The organism is Alcanivorax sp. 97CO-5 (genome assembly GCF_000524665.1).
Taxonomy (GTDB): Bacteria; Pseudomonadota; Gammaproteobacteria; order Pseudomonadales; family Alcanivoracaceae; genus Alcanivorax; species Alcanivorax borkumensis.
This window is the reverse complement of record NZ_KI965888.1, coordinates 285481-302908: the sequence shown is the minus strand read 5'-3', so window position 1 is coordinate 302908 and position 17428 is coordinate 285481. Positions and strand designations below refer to the sequence as shown.

The 17428-nt window shown below is 56.4% G+C and carries 17 protein-coding genes; 10 read left to right on the top strand and 7 right to left on the bottom strand.

The window, feature by feature from the left end; all coding sequences use genetic code 11:
- The first annotated feature begins 57 nt into the window (after positions 1-57).
- Together Y017_RS07440 and Y017_RS07435 are read left to right on the top strand one after the other, a co-directional pair.
- A complete protein-coding gene (locus Y017_RS07440) occupies positions 58-2790 on the top strand; it encodes an ATP-binding protein (RefSeq protein WP_011589829.1) in 2733 nt (910 codons plus the stop codon).
- Positions 2783-3586: a mechanosensitive ion channel family protein gene (locus Y017_RS07435; RefSeq protein WP_011589830.1), complete on the top strand. Its 804-nt coding sequence runs from the start codon at positions 2783-2785 to the stop codon at positions 3584-3586. Before Y017_RS07440 ends, Y017_RS07435 begins: the two co-directional genes overlap by 8 nt.
- Before the next feature lie 26 nt (positions 3587-3612).
- Here Y017_RS07435 and Y017_RS07430 read toward each other — a convergent pair whose 3' ends face one another.
- The 6 genes from Y017_RS07430 to Y017_RS07405 all read right to left on the bottom strand — a co-directional run bounded on the left by Y017_RS07430 (position 3613) and on the right by Y017_RS07405 (position 9718).
- Positions 3613-3894 (bottom strand): hypothetical protein, encoded by a 282-nt coding sequence (locus Y017_RS07430; protein ID WP_011589831.1) that lies wholly within the window; start codon positions 3892-3894, stop codon positions 3613-3615.
- 50 nt (positions 3895-3944) lie between these two features.
- On the bottom strand, positions 3945-5162 hold the full coding sequence (locus Y017_RS07425; protein WP_231483434.1) for an NnrS family protein: 1218 nt from the start codon (positions 5160-5162) through the stop codon (positions 3945-3947).
- A 146-nt stretch (positions 5163-5308) separates the two neighbouring features.
- Positions 5309-6196: a metal-dependent hydrolase gene (locus Y017_RS07420; protein ID WP_035459994.1), complete on the bottom strand. Its 888-nt coding sequence runs from the start codon at positions 6194-6196 to the stop codon at positions 5309-5311.
- Positions 6197-6322: 126 nt separating this feature from the next.
- Positions 6323-6937 carry a 16S rRNA (guanine(966)-N(2))-methyltransferase RsmD gene (rsmD, locus tag Y017_RS07415; RefSeq protein WP_050731521.1) on the bottom strand — a complete coding sequence of 205 codons (615 nt, stop codon included), beginning with the start codon at positions 6935-6937 and terminating at the stop codon, positions 6323-6325.
- Positions 6927-8369 carry a pitrilysin family protein gene (locus Y017_RS07410; protein ID WP_011589835.1) on the bottom strand — a complete coding sequence of 481 codons (1443 nt, stop codon included), beginning with the start codon at positions 8367-8369 and terminating at the stop codon, positions 6927-6929. The genes rsmD and Y017_RS07410 overlap by 11 nt, the downstream gene beginning before the upstream one ends.
- Positions 8366-9718 carry a pitrilysin family protein gene (locus Y017_RS07405; protein ID WP_035459991.1) on the bottom strand — a complete coding sequence of 451 codons (1353 nt, stop codon included), beginning with the start codon at positions 9716-9718 and terminating at the stop codon, positions 8366-8368. The genes Y017_RS07410 and Y017_RS07405 overlap by 4 nt, the downstream gene beginning before the upstream one ends.
- A gap of 203 nt (positions 9719-9921) precedes the next feature.
- Here Y017_RS07405 and ftsY point away from each other — a divergent pair, with 203 nt between their 5' ends.
- The 8 genes from ftsY (at position 9922) to trmB (ending at position 16724) form a co-directional block, all read left to right on the top strand.
- Positions 9922-11115, top strand: coding sequence for a signal recognition particle-docking protein FtsY (gene ftsY, locus Y017_RS07400; protein ID WP_011589837.1), 1194 nt, complete (start codon positions 9922-9924; stop codon positions 11113-11115).
- Between the two features lie 68 nt (positions 11116-11183).
- The gene (gene ftsE, locus Y017_RS07395; RefSeq protein WP_011589838.1) at positions 11184-11870 is read left to right on the top strand and encodes a cell division ATP-binding protein FtsE; all 687 of its coding nucleotides are present in this window, start codon (positions 11184-11186) and stop codon (positions 11868-11870) included.
- Positions 11860-12912, top strand: a complete 1053-nt coding sequence (gene ftsX / locus Y017_RS07390) for a permease-like cell division protein FtsX (RefSeq protein ID WP_035459988.1) — start codon at positions 11860-11862, stop codon at positions 12910-12912. The genes ftsE and ftsX overlap by 11 nt, the downstream gene beginning before the upstream one ends.
- 356 nt (positions 12913-13268) lie before the next feature.
- Positions 13269-14132, top strand: a complete 864-nt coding sequence (rpoH, locus tag Y017_RS07385) for an RNA polymerase sigma factor RpoH (RefSeq protein WP_035459986.1) — start codon at positions 13269-13271, stop codon at positions 14130-14132.
- Positions 14133-14281: 149 nt separating this feature from the next.
- Positions 14282-14650, top strand: coding sequence for a DUF423 domain-containing protein (locus tag Y017_RS07380; RefSeq protein ID WP_035459983.1), 369 nt, complete (start codon positions 14282-14284; stop codon positions 14648-14650).
- An 8-nt stretch (positions 14651-14658) separates the two neighbouring features.
- Positions 14659-14856, top strand: coding sequence for a sulfur carrier protein ThiS (gene thiS, locus Y017_RS07375; RefSeq protein ID WP_011589842.1), 198 nt, complete (start codon positions 14659-14661; stop codon positions 14854-14856).
- A 128-nt stretch (positions 14857-14984) separates the two neighbouring features.
- Positions 14985-15764, top strand: a complete 780-nt coding sequence (locus tag Y017_RS07370; protein WP_011589843.1) for a thiazole synthase — start codon at positions 14985-14987, stop codon at positions 15762-15764.
- Between the two features lie 240 nt (positions 15765-16004).
- Complete coding sequence (gene trmB / locus Y017_RS07365; RefSeq protein ID WP_011589844.1) at positions 16005-16724, top strand: tRNA (guanosine(46)-N7)-methyltransferase TrmB; 720 nt, start codon at positions 16005-16007, stop codon at positions 16722-16724.
- A gap of 71 nt (positions 16725-16795) precedes the next feature.
- On the opposite strand, the gene Y017_RS07360 is transcribed toward trmB, so the two are convergent.
- Complete coding sequence (locus Y017_RS07360; protein WP_035459980.1) at positions 16796-17413, bottom strand: outer membrane beta-barrel protein; 618 nt, start codon at positions 17411-17413, stop codon at positions 16796-16798.
- Positions 17414-17428: the final 15 nt, after the last annotated feature.

The window sequence follows — 17428 nt, the reverse complement described above, 5'->3', positions numbered from 1 at the left end:
CAACACAGAACAACACCAAGCCTGACCGCAGGCCTTCATGGAGCAGAGGAACAGCGAATGGTATCGCCCCGCGTCTGGCTGGTTTTTGGGCTATTGGCTCTATTGGTAGTATCGCCGCTGCAGGCAGCTGAGAGTGCTGCCTGTGAGGCGGCAGAACTGACTCACGCTCAGCTTAATCAACAACGTAAGCAGCTACAGGAGAACCAGGCGGCGCTGCTGGCGATGATTAAGGGCGAGATCCCCACCTCGGATCAGCTCGACACCGTATTGGGGCGCCCTCTAAATCAGCGACCGCTACTACCCTTGCCGCCGCCCCAGCCACTAGCCATCACCGACAGCAAGTGCCCGGATCTACAAAATGATATCGACAACCTGACACGGCAAATCAACAGCCTGGAACAGTCCATCCATACGTTACGTCATTCGTTTTTTTCCCTCAGCTTTGCTCAACGACAAGCATTCCGAAACTTGGCAATTCACCATGAGCAGCTACAGGCCATGGCGGATAATCCCGATGCCACCATCGCCTCGGCTAGCCAGCGTCTTCAGCAACACACCGAACAGTTGTGGGCGGTGCTTGGGCAACTGCAAAACAACCCCGATATTGCCCTGCAAACATTGGACGCATTGTGGCTGAATTTGCCGGCCTTACCGCTGCCCAGCAGCGGCGCCCGCTCCGACGAATGGCGAACCCTGCTCAAAGCTAGACTGGATATCCAGAGTAACGGCCGCACCCTACGCTCGGAGCAATGGAAAACCCGGCCATTGCTGACCCAAATCGATAACCTGGGAGGACTGCGCCAGGCACCACAACTGTTGCAACACGAAAGCCAGCGAATTACTCAACACCTGAGGAACATCCTCGTGCTGGTTCGCTACGATCTGAACGGCCCCTTACGCGATGGCGGCTACATGCCAGTGCTGCAGAACATTCTCGCCTTGATTCTCGGCGCCGCAGGCTTCTGGCTACTAATCCAGCTGGCTCAGCGCACCCGCCACTGGGCGCTCGCTTTACACGACCGGGTGGTTCAACTCAGTGGTGAACGCCGCTGGTTACTCAATGCCAGCCGTTTGATCAGTGGCTTGGCGCCGATTCTGCCGTGGGTTTTGATCTGGCTAGCGCTTGATCATCTAGGTTCCTTATTGGACACCCCATCCAGCAAGATTCTGCTATGGCTGCTGCCACTGGCCCAGCTCTATGTCATCTACGGGCTGCTTTGCCTGATCGGTGAGTGGTTAATACTGCGTGTGGCACAAAGCGCCAATGCCTACCTAGGGGGCGAGCAAACCCGTCAAGTGACACAGCACGCCCGCAACCTAGCCCGCTGGATCATTATTCCCTGGGCGCCGGTCATCATCGTTTGGGAAAGCCTAGGCCCTTCGCTAATGTATTACCTGTTCCTTGGGGTACTAATGGTGACCATCTATACCGGGCTTGGACGCCTGCTGGCCTTACGCCATAAGGACTATCAAGTGTGTCTGCAAGCCCCGATGCCCTCCCAAGTAGACCCACTGATCGCCCGCTTGTTAAGCCCGAGATTATTCTGGTTGGTGGCGCCCCTACTACTGCCCATTGCACTGGTAAGTTTCTTGGTTGGTTTTGTGGACCGGGTACTGGCGGATTTTGACTGGTATATGCGACTCAAAGCCCGCTGGTTCCGTTTCCGTGCCAATGTAGCCACCGACGAAGACGACGGTGGCAATAGCGAAGAACCGGTGGCCCAATCCTACGAACGCTGGTTTGCCCCCGCCTTGCCCGACGATGTGAACAAACCCCCGTTCATCGACACCGGCTTAGTAGCCGCCATAGAAAAAAGCATTCAGCGCTGGCACGAAGATAAAACCGATGAAAACGCCTTGGTGGTTTCCGGTGAAAAAGGCTGCGGCAAAAGTGTCTCTCTTGGCAAGCTCGACAAGGTACTGGAAAAAAGCTGTGAATCCTTAAATACCTTGCACCTGAAAGTACCCGCCAAGACCTGCACCCCAGAAGCCATTCACCAGCTGATTGGCGATGCACTGGGCACCGACCTAATCAACGACGGGCCGGCCGCGCTGGTCAAGGACGATGAACACAGGCAGCCCACCCTGGTGGTGCTAGACGAAGCGCAAAATTTCTTCCTTGCCCAACTGGGCGGCCTGGAAGGCTGGCGCACGGTGCTCAATCTGGTTAACGCCCGGGTGGACAATGTGTTCTGGCTGCTACTGATCAACAACCAAAGCTGGGCCTACCTATGCAACGTGTTCGGTCGGGAATACCAGTTTCGTAATGTGGTTCGGGTGAAACGCTGGGGACAAACCGATATTCGTTCACTGATTCTCAGTCGTCATCATCTAAGTGGTTTCCAGCTACGTTACGACGAAGTGTTATTGTCCTCTCGGGGGCCGGAAGCCGGCAACCTGCGCAACGCCGAGCAACGGTATTTCAGCCTACTCTGGGATGCCAGTCGCGGTAATCCCATGGTGGCATTACGGCTGTTCCTGACCTCGGTAAAAGTCAAAGGCCGACAAGTAACCGTGGGCCTGCCCAACGCCCCCTCGGCCAGTATTCTCGATGGCATGGGTGACAACTCCCTGTTTGTTTATGCCGCCATTGCCACCCACGAAAATCTGACCAGCCACGAAATCAGTGCGGTCACACACCTGCCAGAAAATGTGGTGCGTTATGCGCTGAAAGGCGGTTTCGATGCAGGGTTTCTGCACAAGAGCGATGATGGCCGCTACCGGTTGGTGTCCCTATGGTACCAGCAGGTGATCAGCTACCTAACACGGAAGAACCTGCTCAATGAATGATGGAAATATAGTCAACGACCTGACTGTCGTAGTGGAATTGTTCAACGTCTACGCATTAATGCTGCTGTTTATCGGTGGATTTGTGCTGTGGGCCCTGAACTGGGGCATCAGTAAAGCAAGCCTGAAAATCACCGAGAAAATGCCCACCCGACGCTTCCTGATTTTGCAGATCACCACACTGGTCGGCTTTGTACTCTACACCGTGGGCACCATCGCGCTGGTCATCGGCGTACTGCAGCCCCCCAAAGAATTCATGCTCGCTGCCGGCGGCTCCATCGCGGTGGCCCTGGGCTTTGCCCTGAAAGACATTGCCGCCTCACTCGTAGCCGGTTTGCTGTTGTTATTTGATCGCCCCTTCCGGGTGGGTGACCGGGTCAGCTTCGATAACGTTTATGGAGAAATCGTTTCCATCGGCCTGCGCACCGTGCGCCTGCAAACCCTGGACGATAATCTGGTCACCATCCCCAACTCGCGGTTTATTACCGATGTGGTGGCCTCCGGCAATGCCGGCGAATTGGACATGATGGTGGTCACCGATTTCCACGTGGCCTTGAATGCCGATATCGAACAGGCCAAAGCCATCGTGGAAGAAATTATCGTCACCAGCCGCTACGCCTACCTGAAAAAGCCAGTCACCTTTGCCATTGAAGAAATTGAAGTGGGTTACCGGTTGGCAATTCGCCTACGCGCCAAAGCCTATGTTCTGGATGTGCATTACGAGAAAGCATTTCAGAGCGACATCGTGGTGCGGGTATCCAAACGCTTTACAGAAATGCAGGTGGCTCGGCCGGGATAATGGCCAATGCCTTATGACCTGTGCTTTTAGCTCTTCTCATTGGCGGGTTTTTCTGCCTCATCGGACAGCACCGCTTCCAGCTCCTCACGGGGCATGTAGTCCAGATCCCAGTGGCTGGTGTAGGTTTCTTTTAAACGACGCCGTCCCCGATGCAAAGGCTGCGGGTCTTCATCACTACCATGGGCGGCGTGGTGTTCACCCAACGCCGGCCCCGGTGCCGGATTGCTGACCGCTTCCGGCCCCGTGTCTTTTTGCTCAGCCCCCAACCGTTGACGCCAGGGAGTAAGCCATCGTTTTAGCCAGTGCATACCTTTCCTCTCCGGCCGCTGCAGCTATTCTATCATTCACCCCCACCCTATCACCCCGGCTTGCCATCGACACGCGAGCGCGTCAGCACCTGCCAATACAACAACAGGAAGCCAGCAAAGGCCAGGCTCCATAAGCCGGCGGACCAGCCTACCCCGAGCCCCCAGGGCAGCCACCCCAGTGCCGTCACCACTCGCAACACCCCCGCCAACAGCACCAATGCATACAGCACAATACCACCGGTGGGCAACGCCATGGTGCGCCCGGTATGCCCCATGGCTACACGCGTCATCACCCCCATAATGGTGGTGCCCATGGCGCCGGCGCCAAGGGCATGCAGCCATGCCGTCGGCGCCACCCAATGCCATTGCGCCAGCGCCAACAACACAAATCCCAGCACCACCCACCAATGCCCCAGGTGCAGAATCCACAACAGCGGTTCATCACGTATCTGCCAGGGCGCCCAGCCAAATAAACGCAGCAGCACCATGGCCGCAGCCGCCAGTGCCAGCCCCCCCAGTAGCGCTCCGTGTATGTTGAGCGCCACCAGCACCGCCACCGCCAGCGCCAATATCAGGCCCACTGGCGTAGCCCAGGAAGGAGTGCGCACCTGAGCACTGTCCCGGCCACGGGCCTGCAGCCAGTTACGCGTAAACGCTGGTGTAATGCGCCCACCGATAATCAATATCAACACCGCCGCCAGCACCACCAGCGCCTGCAAATAGTGCGGTGAACCAGACAGATGAAACAATAGGTCCAACACCCAGCAAGCCGCCAGCACCCCCATCAGAATCAATTGCCGATGCTGACGGGCATGCCAGATACGAGTACCTGCCAGCCAAGCCAGCAATGGCAGGAAAGACAAGTCGACAATGCTGGCGAGAATTGGCCAAAAACCGCCAAACATCATCGCCAATCGCCCAGCCAACCACAGCAGCCACAGAGCCAGTAATGCCCCGCCGTCCACCGGACGCGTACCGGTCCAGTTACAGACTGCGGTTAGTAAAAACCCGGCGATGGCCGCATTAAGGAAGCCCCCCAGCATTTCATGTTGATGCCAATGCAATGGCGCCAAGGCCAGGCTATCCATGCCTCCCTGAGTGAGTAGAAACATCCATAACGGTACCAATAATGCTCCGCCAAAAGCCGCGGAAAGAAAAAATAATCGAAACGGGAATGCCAGCACAGGCATTTGTAATATGCGCCGCCACTGATGGCACTTGCCATCAGTGGAATCAGAAGCGGACGGTGAAGAAGGGGTGGGTGTCATCGAGCTCTCCCTGCCGGAATACACTCCCTCGAATATACCCTGTAACTAAAAAAGCCGATGGAATTAATGCCATAAAACTGACCGGGATCACAGCCCGGCCAACTCAGACATAGCGGGTGCTTTTCACGCTAATTCAACCTAAAAAATCAGGACAATAATTGCGGACGCTTCATCAACCTCGACAATTTCTCCAGCCCCTGCTGGCGCAGGTAGCCACTGTCGCGCTTGGAAGGGTGGAAATCGCGTTTGTAGTACGACAGGTAGGATTTGCCCAACTTTCGCAGCCAGCCAGGCTTTCCTAGCAACCAGTTCATTCCCTGGCCCACGGACTTCCAGTCGGTGGAGTCATCCATTTCGGCGCGCAACTGGTTGTAGTGGAAAATAGTAAAACCAATAAACTCTACCGTGGTAAGCGCCATCTCCGAGGTGCGCACCCAATAGCTGCCCACCTGGTCCTGATACACATCGAACGCTACCGATTTATGCTCGCTTTCTTCCACCGCATGCCATAGCCACAGCGGCACCATGCGCTCGTCCATGCCGTCGAAAATTTCTGGATGCTCTAGAATCATTTCCGCCAGCATTGCGGTGAAATGTTCCAGCGCACAGGTCTTCGCCAGTTGCCGTTCCGGTGACAACCACTTAGCCATGAACTTTAGGCCGTCCCTTACAAAGGCGTCCACTTTGCTGGTAGGTACGCCCTTCGATTCCATGAACGCATTGAAGGCATCGTGCTCGTTGCCATGATGCGCCTCCTGACCGATAAAACCTTTCACTTGCTCACGGAGCAAAGGATCAGTGAGCTTTTTCTGAAAATGACGAACGGAACGGACAAAAAAACGCTCCCCCTCGGGAAAAGTGCACGACAGCGCCGTCAATAGCATAGTTTTGAACTGGTCATTGTCGAACCAATACCTGGGTATGGACGGATCAAATTCAAAATCCATCTTGCGGGGCTGAATGTCGCTTTTATTTGTTTTTTTCTGCGGCTGACGCGTTACCGGCGCCGCAACGGCGGTTACATTGGCATTCATAGCGATGTCCTCGTTGCTTATAGACACAGTATTCGGCAGCCACAACCAGCAAGCTAGTGCAGGTTGTGCCATTTTTGCAGCACAAAAACCAAACGCCTGATGCCTCGCACGTAACGCTAGCCTGACTCAGCCCGATTCGCTTTGCCGCCGATACAACCGCGCATGGATATCGCCGCTGCTTTTCTCTTTCGTCAATTGCCAGTTGGCCGGGACTGCCGGCACCTCTCCCTTCCGACGGCTTTCCACATAGATAATCGCCCCGTCCGCCAGCAACCCATGGGCTTCCAAGGCCTCACAGGTCGGCGACACTAGGCCCAAATCATAGGGCGGATCGATAAAGACCAAGTCGAAGGGCTGTCGTTGCGTAGGCAGCCAACTCAACGCGTCTGCACACTGCACGGTGAGGCGCCCCTCGAACAGCGGCGTTAATTGGCGTCGCAGGTCCGCGCTACGCTCTCGCTGCTTCTCCACCAACACAGCTTCGCAGGCGCCCCGGCTCAAGGCTTCCGCGCCCAGCGCACCGGAGCCGGCAAACAAGTCCAGCACACGCAGCCCCGGTATCTCAAATTGCAGCCAGTTAAACAGGGTTTCGCGCATACGATCCGAGGACGGACGCAAATCGCCACCATGGTCCACAAAATGCAGACGATGACCGCGCCTTTCGCCACCAATAATTCTTACTTGCCCTTTCTGCCCCTGAGCGCTGGCAGCAGGGCGTCTACCTGAATGCTTACGGGGCACGGTCAGCGGGCTCCTCATTGGCCGTATTGTCCGCGTCCGTTGCCACCGACATAACCTTTGGTGCCTCAGGGCCAATGCTGACGATGGCCAGATTTTCCGGCGCCAGGTTGCGCTGAAACGCAGCACGAATGTCTTCTGCGGTCACCGTGCGCACCTGCTGGTTGAACCATTGCAGGTAATCCAGCGGCAGGTCGTAGAAGCCGATAGCCCCCAGCTGACCGATAATGTCGCTATTGTCGGCGGTACCCAAAGCAAAGCTGCCAAGAATGCTAGCGCGGATCTCCTCCAGCTGCTCATCGGTGGGGCCGTCTTGCACAAACTGGTCAATCAGATCCAGAGTCAGGGTCAAGGCGGCGTCAGCATTGTCATTGCCCGTCTGCAGGCTTACCTGAAACGGGCCTCCGGCCGCCATGGGGCTGAAAAAACTGCTGATCCCATAAACGTAGCCCCGCTTCTGCCGCACTTCGTCAGTGAGAATAGAGGCAAAGCCGCCACCACCGAGAATCTGGTTACCCACATACAAGGCCACATGATCCGGGTTGCCACGCCAGGTGGCCTGATTACCCAGCAAGATATGAGTCTGGGCAGAAGGGAAGGTAATGTGTTCGCGCTGACGCTTAGTCAACGGCTGGGCCCGCGCCAAGGCCGGTGCCTCCTCGCCTTGCGGCAGGGCTGCGCTAATCTCTGCGGCAATGGCTTGTGCCTGTGCGCGATCCAAATCCCCCACCATAGCAATCACGGTGTTACCCGCCGCGTAGTAGCTCTGGTAGAAATCCTGCAGCTGGTCACGAGTGATCGCCGGCAAACTGTCCAAGGTGCCATCACTGGGCTGTCCATAGGGATGACCGGCAAACACCGTGGACTGAAACGCTTTATTCACTTGCGGGCCCGGCACCTGGGTTTCCATGCGCAAGCCCTGCATCATTTGGGTACGAATGCGTGCCAGCGTATCCTGTTCGAAAGTGGGGCTGGCAATCACTTGCTGGAACAGCGCCAGTACCGGTTCGCGATACTCGGGGTCGGACAATGTACGCAGGCTGATCACCCCCATGTCCCGGTAACTGGAAGAGGAAAAACTGGCGCCCTGATCTTCAAATCCGCGAGCGATGTCATCCACGCTTAACCCGTTCGCCCCTTCACCCAGCAAGGCGCTGGTCAACGAGGCCAGCCCTGAGTGCGCACCATCACGGGCAGAACCCGCATCACTGACCAGGCGGATATCCAGCATGGGCAATGCATCGCTGGCCACAAACAGCACCTTGGCTCCCTGTTCGGTTTGCCAAGACTGGATATCCAGCGCCGGCGCCTGGGGATCCGTTTCTGCAATCTGCGCTTCAGTAGAGGGGAAAGAGCCAGAAAAGGGGCCCGCGCAGGCACTCAGCACCACGCTCAGGCCGAGCAGGAAGGCCAGCCGGAAAGTATTTATCTTCATGGTTGCGGCTCCGCTTTCTGTTCATCAGAGGTGGGCGCTGTCGGCTTCACCATACCCACGGTCAAACGCTCCGGCACCAGCCATTGCTGTGCCACACGTCGTACATCTTCAGCGGTCACCGCCTCCAGGTGTTCGGCAAAACGAGTGGACAGGTCAATATCCAACCCTAAGGTACTAAGCATGCCCAGCTCCATGGCCTGGCCCATCACCGAGTCTTTCTCATACACCTGACCCGCCAACACCCCGGCCCGCACCCGCGCCATTTCCGCGTCAGTGGGCAAGGTGGTCTGCAGGGTTTCGATCTGTGCCAGCAGCGCTTTCTCCACGTCAGCCAACGTCACACCAGGGTTCGGTGCCGCAGTCAATGTAAAGGTCCCATCGCCTCGCTGAATGCCGCTATAACTGGCGCCAGCACCGGCCACTAGCCGCTGACCGCGGACCAGATCCGTTTCGATTCGCGCGCTCATGCCGCCATCCAGCACCCCAGCCAGCATGGTCAGGGCATAGAAATCTTTTTTGTCTTCCAGCGTTACCAGCGAAGGAACGTTGTACATCATGTACAACAAGGGGACTTTTACCGGCAAATTCAGCGCCAGCCGACGTTCGCCTGCTGGCGGGTTCACCGTTTGCTTGGGCCGCGGCGGCGTCTGCCCGGCAGGCAGATCAGCAAAGAATTTTTCCACCAGCGGTTCAACCTGATCACGGGTTACATCACCAGCAATCACCAATGTAGCGTTACCCGGCACATAAAATCGTTGATACCAGCTGCGGGCTTGCTCCGGATGTAACTGGGACAATAAGGAACGCCAACCAATAATCGGGTGGGCATAACCGGTACCCGGGCGGGCTACCGCCTGAAATTTCTCCCAGGCCAACGCATTCGGGTTATCGTCGGTTCGCATGCGCCGCTCTTCCATCACCACCTTTAGCTCACGGGCAAACTCTTCATCATCAATATCTAAGTGCCCCAACCGCTCGGCCTCCAGCTCCAGCGCCAGAGGCAGGCGTGACACTTCGTATTGCTGAAAGTAGGCAGTGTAGTCGTAGCTGGTAAAAGCATTATCGCTACCACCATATCGGGAGACCAACTTGGAAAAATCACCAGGCCCGAGCCTCTCGGTCCCTTTAAACATCATATGCTCCAACACATGAGCCAAGCCGGTTTCGTAGGGAGCTTCGTCGATACTGCCAGCCTTGTACCACATCATTACCGTGACTACTGGCGCCCGATGATCTTCGCGCACTAACACTTTCAAGCCGTTATCCAGCGTAAAGGCATGGGTTGGCAGTGACGCCTGGCTAGTCAGCGACCACAGGCCCAACGCCAGTACCGTTATCAGTCTTTTCATGAAATACCTCTATTTTGGGGACCGCAAACCCAAAGCTGCTCCCCTCTCCCCATAATGGTAGGATAGCGGCGCGTTCGCACCGCGAACGGCAACTCTGCAAGCAGGTCCCTTTTTTCTCCGGCATAGCATACCGGGTTATCACCCTGCTCTTGCAGCCTCATTGCAAAAGAAGGATCACCCTTCTTGATTGGATATGACTGATCATGAGCAACGAAGTTTCCCCCGACGACGACAAGCGGCCACAGCCAAACGAAAAGCCGGAAGAAAAGAAAACCGGTTTCTGGAAGCGCATGTTTACCGGCGTGGACGCCGACGAGCTGCCCGCAACACCTGCCGAACCTGAGGCAGACCCTGCCCCCGAGCCTGCTGAGTCAGCCTCTCAGCCGGCCGCGGCCACACCTGAGCCGGCACCTGCTGCCACAGCAGCAGCCCCTGCCGACGAAGCCAGCCCCGAGGTAAACGACGACGAGGGCAACTTCTGGACCCGCATGAAGCAGGGCATGAGCAAGACCCGCAAGGGGCTGGGCAAAGGCCTAGCGGACTTGCTGGTGGGCGCCAAAGAGATCGACGACGAAATCTTTGAAGAAATCGAAACCCAGCTGCTGGTGGCGGATGTAGGCGTGGAAGCCACCGATGTGATCGTCCAGGCCCTCACTGACCAGGTGAGCCGCGAAGAGCTGGTGGACGCCGACGCACTCTACGAATCCCTGCAAAATGAACTGCGCAAGCTGCTGGTCCCGGTGGACCAGCCCATGCAGATCGACAGCAGCAAAAAGCCCTACGTTATCCTGATGGTCGGCGTGAATGGGGTCGGCAAGACCACCACCATCGGCAAACTGGCCTGCCGCTTCAAAGCCGAAGGCAAGAGCGTGATGCTGGCTGCTGGCGATACCTTCCGGGCCGCCGCCGTAGAGCAACTGCAAGTATGGGGCGAGCGCAACGATATTCCCGTGGTGGCCCAACATACCGGTGCCGATTCTGCCTCGGTGGTGTATGACGCGGTACAGGCGGCACAATCTCGCGGCGCCGACATCTTGATCGCCGATACCGCCGGGCGCTTGCACACCCGTGGCAACCTGATGGACGAACTCACCAAAGTTACCCGGGTAATGAAGAAGCTGATCCCGGACGCACCCCACGAGGTATTGCTGGTACTGGATGCAGGCACCGGCCAAAATGCCATCAACCAAGCTGAACAGTTCCGTGATGCTGCGGGCGTGACCGGGTTAGCGCTCACCAAGCTCGACGGCACCGCCAAAGGCGGTATCCTGTTTGCCTTGGCCAAACGCACAGGCTTGCCGATTCGCTTTATCGGCGTTGGGGAACAATTGGAAGACCTGCGCCCCTTCCACGCGGAAGAGTTCGTTCAGGCCTTATTTGAAGATGTAACGGGTTAAAATCAGACTCAAGCGACAAGCAGCAAGCCGCACTTGAAGCTTCGGCTTGTAGCGGCTTAAGGACTTCAATGATTCAGTTTGACCGGGTCAGCAAACGCTACCCGAACGGGAAAGATGCCCTCAGCAAGGTCGATTTCACCCTCCCCGCCGGGCAGCTGACATTTCTCACCGGTCATTCCGGGGCGGGTAAGTCCACCCTGTTAAAGCTGATCATGATGATCGAGCGCCCGACCCAAGGGCAGGTATTGATCGATAACCAGAACCTAAATGGCTTCAGCAATCGACAAATTCCCCTGCTGCGCCGCAAAATTGGCATGGTTCATCAAAATCACCAACTGCTGTTTGACCGGAGCGTATTCGATAACGTGGCCCTGCCACTGGTGATCGCGGGTTATGCTCGCGCCGACATTGGCAAACGGGTGCGTGCCGCGCTGGACAAGGTGGGCCTGCTGGACAAAGAAAAGCTCAATCCGATTATGCTTTCCGGCGGCGAACAACAACGGGTGGGCATTGCCCGGGCCGTGGTGAACAAGCCCCCGCTCTTACTCGCCGATGAACCCACCGGCAACTTGGATCCAGCCCTTTCTGAAGAAATCATGGACCTGTTCAAAGACTTCGCTCGGGTTGGCGTGGCCGTGCTGATCGCCACCCACGACCTGAGCCTGATCGCCCGCTATAACCACCGTTTGCTGACCCTGCGTGAGGGTCGCCTGATCCACGACGGCGACGAACCTGGAGCGGCCCATGGCGCCTAATAATTCAAACCGAGGCAAACGCAACAGGGTAAACCGCAACGCCACACCGGTTAAGCCCCACCGCCGCAAACCAGAACGGCCGCGCCGGGTAGCCGGCGCCCATAGCGCCCAAGCCTCATTGAAAGATCGCTTCACCAGCTGGCGCCAACACCACCAGGATTCCTTGCGCGACGCCTTACAACGCCTCAACGCGGCCCGGGCCAGCAGCGCCATGACCATTCTCGTCATCGCCATCGCTCTGGCCTTACCCGCCGGCCTAGCGGTACTGCTCGACAATGCCCGCGCCATCACTCGCGGCTGGGATGGCAACGCGCACCTGTCTGTCTTTCTCGACATGGATACCAGTGAGGCCCGCCAGCGAGAACTCGCCAAAGAATGGCAAGGCACCGGGCACATCACCCGCACTGAAGTGATTACTCGGGCCCAAGCGCTTGAGGAATTTAAAGCCCTGTCTGGCTTTGGAGATGTGCTGGAAGCGTTACCAGACAACCCTTTGCCGCCATTGATTGTGGTCTTCCCGGACAGCACCGACCCGGTCACCCTACGCGCTTTGGAAAACCGCTTAGCCAAAGCCGACGACGTGGACCTGGTACAGCTTGACGTAGAGTGGGTTCGCCGCCTGCACGCCTTAATCGAATTGGGTCAGCGGCTGATTTCCGCCCTCACCCTAGCGTTGGCCGCCGCAGTGGTTCTGGTCATGGTGAACACCATCCGCCTAGCCATTGAAAGCCGGCGAGAAGAAATCGTGGTGGTGAAGATTGTCGGCGGCACCGATGGTTTCGTGCGCCGCCCATTCCTTTATACCGGCTTCTGTTTCGGCTTTGCCGGCGGCCTCATGTCAGTCGCCCTAGTACAGGGCGCCATGTGGTGGCTCGGCGGCCCTATTGACGAACTGCTCTCCCTGTATAGTAGCGAGCAATCACTAACCTCCATGACCTTATCCAGCCTGATCATCCTCCCCCTGTTTAGTGGTGCGTTAGGGCTTCTCGGCGCCTGGCTCGCAGTGAGCCGCCATTTGGGCGATATCGAACCTAACTTCTGAGCAACCACACCAACAAGCTGCACGCGACAAGGCGCTGACCCGATATACCCACAGACGATGTCAGCGCCCCCGCGCCCGAGCCGCGTAAACTCGATTCAGCCAAGAGCATAGAAAGCCTGGAAGACGTCACTGGGCAAATGCCCTTAAAAAGCGCCATCCAAGGAACCTCTCAGCGGCAGCAGGCTCTAAACCCCATATTCACCAGTGATTCACACTCTCTCGTTATGCTGAAACCCATCGACTATATTGATAAAAAGGAACTTTTTGGCCTATTAGCACTCTATTAATTGGAGTGCTAATATCAGCTATCAGCTCTCAATTGATACATAGAGAGTCTTCACAAGGAGACATTGCGCATGACCAACCCAACAACTCAAGCACAGGCGCTCACACTAGCCGTACCAGGCCATGACCTGGACGCCTACATGCGAGCCGTTAACGCCGTGCCGGTACTCAGCGCAGAAGAAGAGCAACGCTTGGGCGAACGCCTGTATTACAATCAGGACTTGGACGCTGCGCGTAGCTTGGTTCTGTCCCACCTACGCTTTGTGGCACACATTGCCCGCAGCTACACCGGTTACGGCCTGCCATTAGGTGACCTGGTTCAGGAAGGCAACGTAGGCCTGATGAAAGCCGTAAAACGCTTTGACCCCACCAAGGGCGTGCGGCTAGTGAGCTTTGCCGTGCACTGGATCAAAGCAGAAATTCACGAATATGTGATCAAGAACTGGCGCATCGTGAAAGTGGCGACCACCAAGGCTCAGCGCAAATTGTTCTTTAACCTGCGCGGCCAGAAAAAACGCTTGGGCCGCCTGACGTTGGAAGAGGCCCAGCGCGTGGCCGATGATTTGGGCGTTACTGCCGCACAGGTCAAAGAAATGGAAGGGCGTTTGGGCGCTTACGATGCCAGTTTCGACGGCCCCACCAATGATGATGATGACAGCACCGTAGTGTCTCCCGCCGCTTATCTGCACAGCGATAACAGCGACCCTGCTGACCTGCTCGCCGAACAGGATCAACAGCAGCGGGAGAGCCGTCAATTGAGCTCTGCTCTAATGGCGCTGGACGAACGTAGCCGCGACATTCTGGAGCGCCGCTGGCTGGCCGACCAGAAATCCACGCTGCAAGAGCTGGCCGATGAGTACAGTGTTTCCGCCGAGCGGATTCGCCAACTGGAAAACAACGCCATCAAAAAGCTGCGTAACGCCATCGCAGCGTAATGCCAGGTGTCTCACGCGGCACGCAACAGAGAATACAAAAAAGCCCCTCCCGAGGGGCTTTTTTGTAGGCCCAAGCGGCAGCCTGTCGCTCGAGGGCAAAATAATTCCGGTACAATGCATTCCCCCCGGCAGCCACTGTGGAGCGCTGAATGAAAATCCTGCTTGTCCTTGGCGCGCTCAACAGCGCCCTTGCCGTCATGCTCGGCGCCTTCGGGGCCCATGGGCTGAAATCCCGCGTAGACGAGTCCATGCTGGCCACGTGGGCCACCGCCAGTGAATACCATTTTTATCATGCCCTGGCCTTGCTATTGACCGGCCTGCTCGCCAAGGCATTTGGCGCGCCCAGCATGGTCACCGCCGGTTGGGTGCTATTTGCCGGCATGCTGGTATTCAGTGGTAGCCTGTATGTGCTGGTGCTAAGCGGGCAGCAATGGCTTGGCGCCATTACTCCATTAGGCGGCACGGCCTTAATCATTGGCTGGCTAATGCTCGCCTGGTCCCTTTTCAAACACGTTTGATAAAGATCATGAAGCTCACTGTAAATGGCGATACCCTCACACTAAATGGCAATACCATTGCTGATTTGGTGAGCCAACTGGAACTGACTGGCCGCCGATTGGCCGTGGAAGTGAACCGGGAAATCATCCCTAAAAGCCAGCACAGCGATTTTGCTCTGAACGAGGATGACGTGGTGGAAATCGTCCACGCCATCGGCGGCGGATAGCACCAAAGAACATTTACGGTGCAGGCATCGCCTTAGCCAATAGATCCAGGCGTCCCCTGAGTTCCTGTGCAGGTTCCAAGGCTGCCGGACAAACCTGATAAAAGACGTTAATACCCTAAGAGGCCCCCATGTCCGATCTGCTTACCATTGCCGGAAAAACCTACTCCTCCCGCCTGCTGATCGGCACCGGCAAGTACAAAGACTTTGACGAAACCCGCGAATCCATCGAAATCAGCGGCGCGGAAATCGTTACCGTAGCCATTCGCCGCACCAATATTGGCCAAAACGCAGACGAACCCAATCTGCTCGATTTCGTCAGCCCCGACAAATACACCATTTTGCCTAACACCGCCGGCTGCTTCTCCGCCGAAGATGCCGTGCGTTGCTGCAAGCTGGCTCGGGAGCTGCTTGATGGCCATAGCTTGGTCAAATTGGAGGTACTCGGCGATCAGAAAACCCTGTACCCGAACATCACCCATACCTTGCACGCCGCCCGCGAACTGATCGACGACGGCTTCAACGTCATGGTCTACACCAACGACGATCCCATCGTGGCGAAAGAGCTGGAAGATATGGGCTGTGTGGCAGTAATGCCGCTGGGCTCATTAATCGGCTCTGGGCTTGGCATCCTTAACCCTCACAACATCAAGCTCATCATGGAAGAAGCCAACGTGCCCATCATTGTCGATGCCGGCGTCGGCACCGCTTCCGATGCCGCGCTGGCCATGGAAATGGGTTGCGATGGGGTGCTACTCAACTCTGCCGTGGCCCATGCACAAAAGCCGGTACTAATGGCTTCCGCCATGAAGAAAGCCATTGAAGCTGGCCGCGAAGCTTTTCTGGCCGGGCGCATGCCTCGCAAGGCCTATGCCTCTGCCTCATCGCCACTGGATGGTCTGAGCCGCTAAGCCTTTCGACAGACAAAAAAACGGCGCCACTCTGGAGGGAGTTGGCGCCAAGGGGGGGAAATCATCGATGCTCGTGCACATAAGGGCAGAGTTGCGTTTACATATAGCGTTATCTTTACAAATCACCGATCAAGACAACGTGAAGGCCACACCCTGTGGCCCCGCTGTCGCCCTTTTTTTCAATGGACGGTTATAATCCGCCCTTGATTACTTTCGCCTCTCATACGGTAACTCGGCACCATGCTCGATTTCATCAACCACGATAAAGATCCGGAAACGGGGAAAGTCATGCGTAAAGTGCGCAGCTTTGTGCTGCGCGAAGGCCGCCTGACCGCCGGACAACGCAATGCTTTGGACACCCTGTGGCCCCGCTTTGGGCTGGAGCGCGACCAAGGCATGCTCAACCCCGAAAGCGTTTTCGGTCGCGACGCCCCCCGGGTTCTCGAAATCGGATACGGCATGGGCCAATCGCTGGCGCAAATGGCTGCCGCCGATCCCGATAAGGACTTTATCGGTATTGAAGTGCATCGCCCCGGCGTAGGCGCGCTGCTTATGGAGATTGAGCAACAGGGCCTAAGCAACCTGCGCAGCTACTGTGACGATGCGGTAGAGATTCTTGAGCTGTGCATCCCCGACAACAGCTTGGCGCGGGTTCAACTGTATTTCCCCGATCCTTGGCACAAAAAAAAGCACCACAAGCGCCGAATCGTTCAGCCCGCTTGGGTGGCTTTGGTGCAGCGCAAACTTCAGCCAGGAGGCATTCTGCACATGGCCACGGACTGGGAAAATTATGCAGAGCACATGATGGAAGTGATGGATGCGGCCGCAGGGTTTAGCAACTTGGCAGGCCCAAGCGCATTTTCTCCCCGGCCCAGCTGGCGCCCGGAAACCAAGTTTGAACGCCGCGGCGAAAAATTGGGCCATGGGGTGTGGGATTTATTATTCGAGAAAAGGGCTTAACAGAAACGCATTCAGCTTAAACACGGTCATAAAAAACCGCAGCTAAGGCTGCGGTTTTTCTTTATTCACCCTTAGTAGAAATAGCCTTCCAAGCCAATCTGCAAGCTATCGTATTCCAGATCATCACCGTTCTCATCTTCAAAGCTATATCGGTTATAGCCGATCACGACACCGCCTCGCTTTTCATTGAAAAGGAATTTGGCTCGCACGCCATAAAAAAAGTCCCGGCCATCCGATGACGACTTTATAGAAGACAACGGGTTTCTTGCTGTCACCTCACCATCCCAATTCTGAATACCCAAAGTACCACCCAGAAAAAACGTCTCGCTCAGCGGAAACAATAAATCTGCGGCCATATACATACCATCGGCATCGACTTCGTATTCACCGGTCTTGACGCCATACTGGTGGACCTCACCTTCTTGACTACCAAACCATTTGTAACCCAGCCTCAATGAAGACGCCCCGCCAAAGGCATAACCCAGGTAAATGTCCTTCCCTGTTGCTGCTCCGTCATCGTCAACACTGTAACCTGGCCCCGTCCTGTCCAGTTGATCTTCAATCTCATCTGCAAAATTACTTGTATCGAACGACACACCAGCACCAAGCATAAAACCCGACGGTTTAGCCTCCCCCCACGCCGAACTCGCCAGCAAACCTAACGCCATAATCGCTAAATATTTTTTCATTTACACGTTCTCCCC

Bases quoted from the DNA above. Each gene is read 5' to 3' on its own strand.
- thiS (WP_011589842.1), top strand. From the start codon at position 14,659: ATGAAGCTCACTGTAAATGGCGATACCCTCACACTAAATGGCAATACC.
- Y017_RS07405 (WP_035459991.1), bottom strand. From the start codon at position 9,718: ATGAAAAGACTGATAACGGTACTGGCGTTGGGCCTGTGGTCGCTGACT.
- Y017_RS07425 (WP_231483434.1), bottom strand. From the start codon at position 5,162: ATGACACCCACCCCTTCTTCACCGTCCGCTTCTGATTCCACTGATGGC.
- Y017_RS07430 (WP_011589831.1), bottom strand. From the start codon at position 3,894: ATGCACTGGCTAAAACGATGGCTTACTCCCTGGCGTCAACGGTTGGGG.
- trmB (WP_011589844.1), top strand. From the start codon at position 16,005: ATGCTCGATTTCATCAACCACGATAAAGATCCGGAAACGGGGAAAGTC.
- Y017_RS07440 (WP_011589829.1), top strand. From the start codon at position 58: ATGGTATCGCCCCGCGTCTGGCTGGTTTTTGGGCTATTGGCTCTATTG.
- ftsX (WP_035459988.1), top strand. From the start codon at position 11,860: ATGGCGCCTAATAATTCAAACCGAGGCAAACGCAACAGGGTAAACCGC.
- Y017_RS07380 (WP_035459983.1), top strand. From the start codon at position 14,282: ATGAAAATCCTGCTTGTCCTTGGCGCGCTCAACAGCGCCCTTGCCGTC.
- ftsY (WP_011589837.1), top strand. From the start codon at position 9,922: ATGAGCAACGAAGTTTCCCCCGACGACGACAAGCGGCCACAGCCAAAC.
- rpoH (WP_035459986.1), top strand. From the start codon at position 13,269: ATGACCAACCCAACAACTCAAGCACAGGCGCTCACACTAGCCGTACCA.
- Y017_RS07420 (WP_035459994.1), bottom strand. From the start codon at position 6,196: ATGAATGCCAATGTAACCGCCGTTGCGGCGCCGGTAACGCGTCAGCCG.
- Y017_RS07435 (WP_011589830.1), top strand. From the start codon at position 2,783: ATGAATGATGGAAATATAGTCAACGACCTGACTGTCGTAGTGGAATTG.
- Y017_RS07360 (WP_035459980.1), bottom strand. From the start codon at position 17,413: ATGAAAAAATATTTAGCGATTATGGCGTTAGGTTTGCTGGCGAGTTCG.
- Y017_RS07370 (WP_011589843.1), top strand. From the start codon at position 14,985: ATGTCCGATCTGCTTACCATTGCCGGAAAAACCTACTCCTCCCGCCTG.
- Y017_RS07410 (WP_011589835.1), bottom strand. From the start codon at position 8,369: ATGAAGATAAATACTTTCCGGCTGGCCTTCCTGCTCGGCCTGAGCGTG.
- ftsE (WP_011589838.1), top strand. From the start codon at position 11,184: ATGATTCAGTTTGACCGGGTCAGCAAACGCTACCCGAACGGGAAAGAT.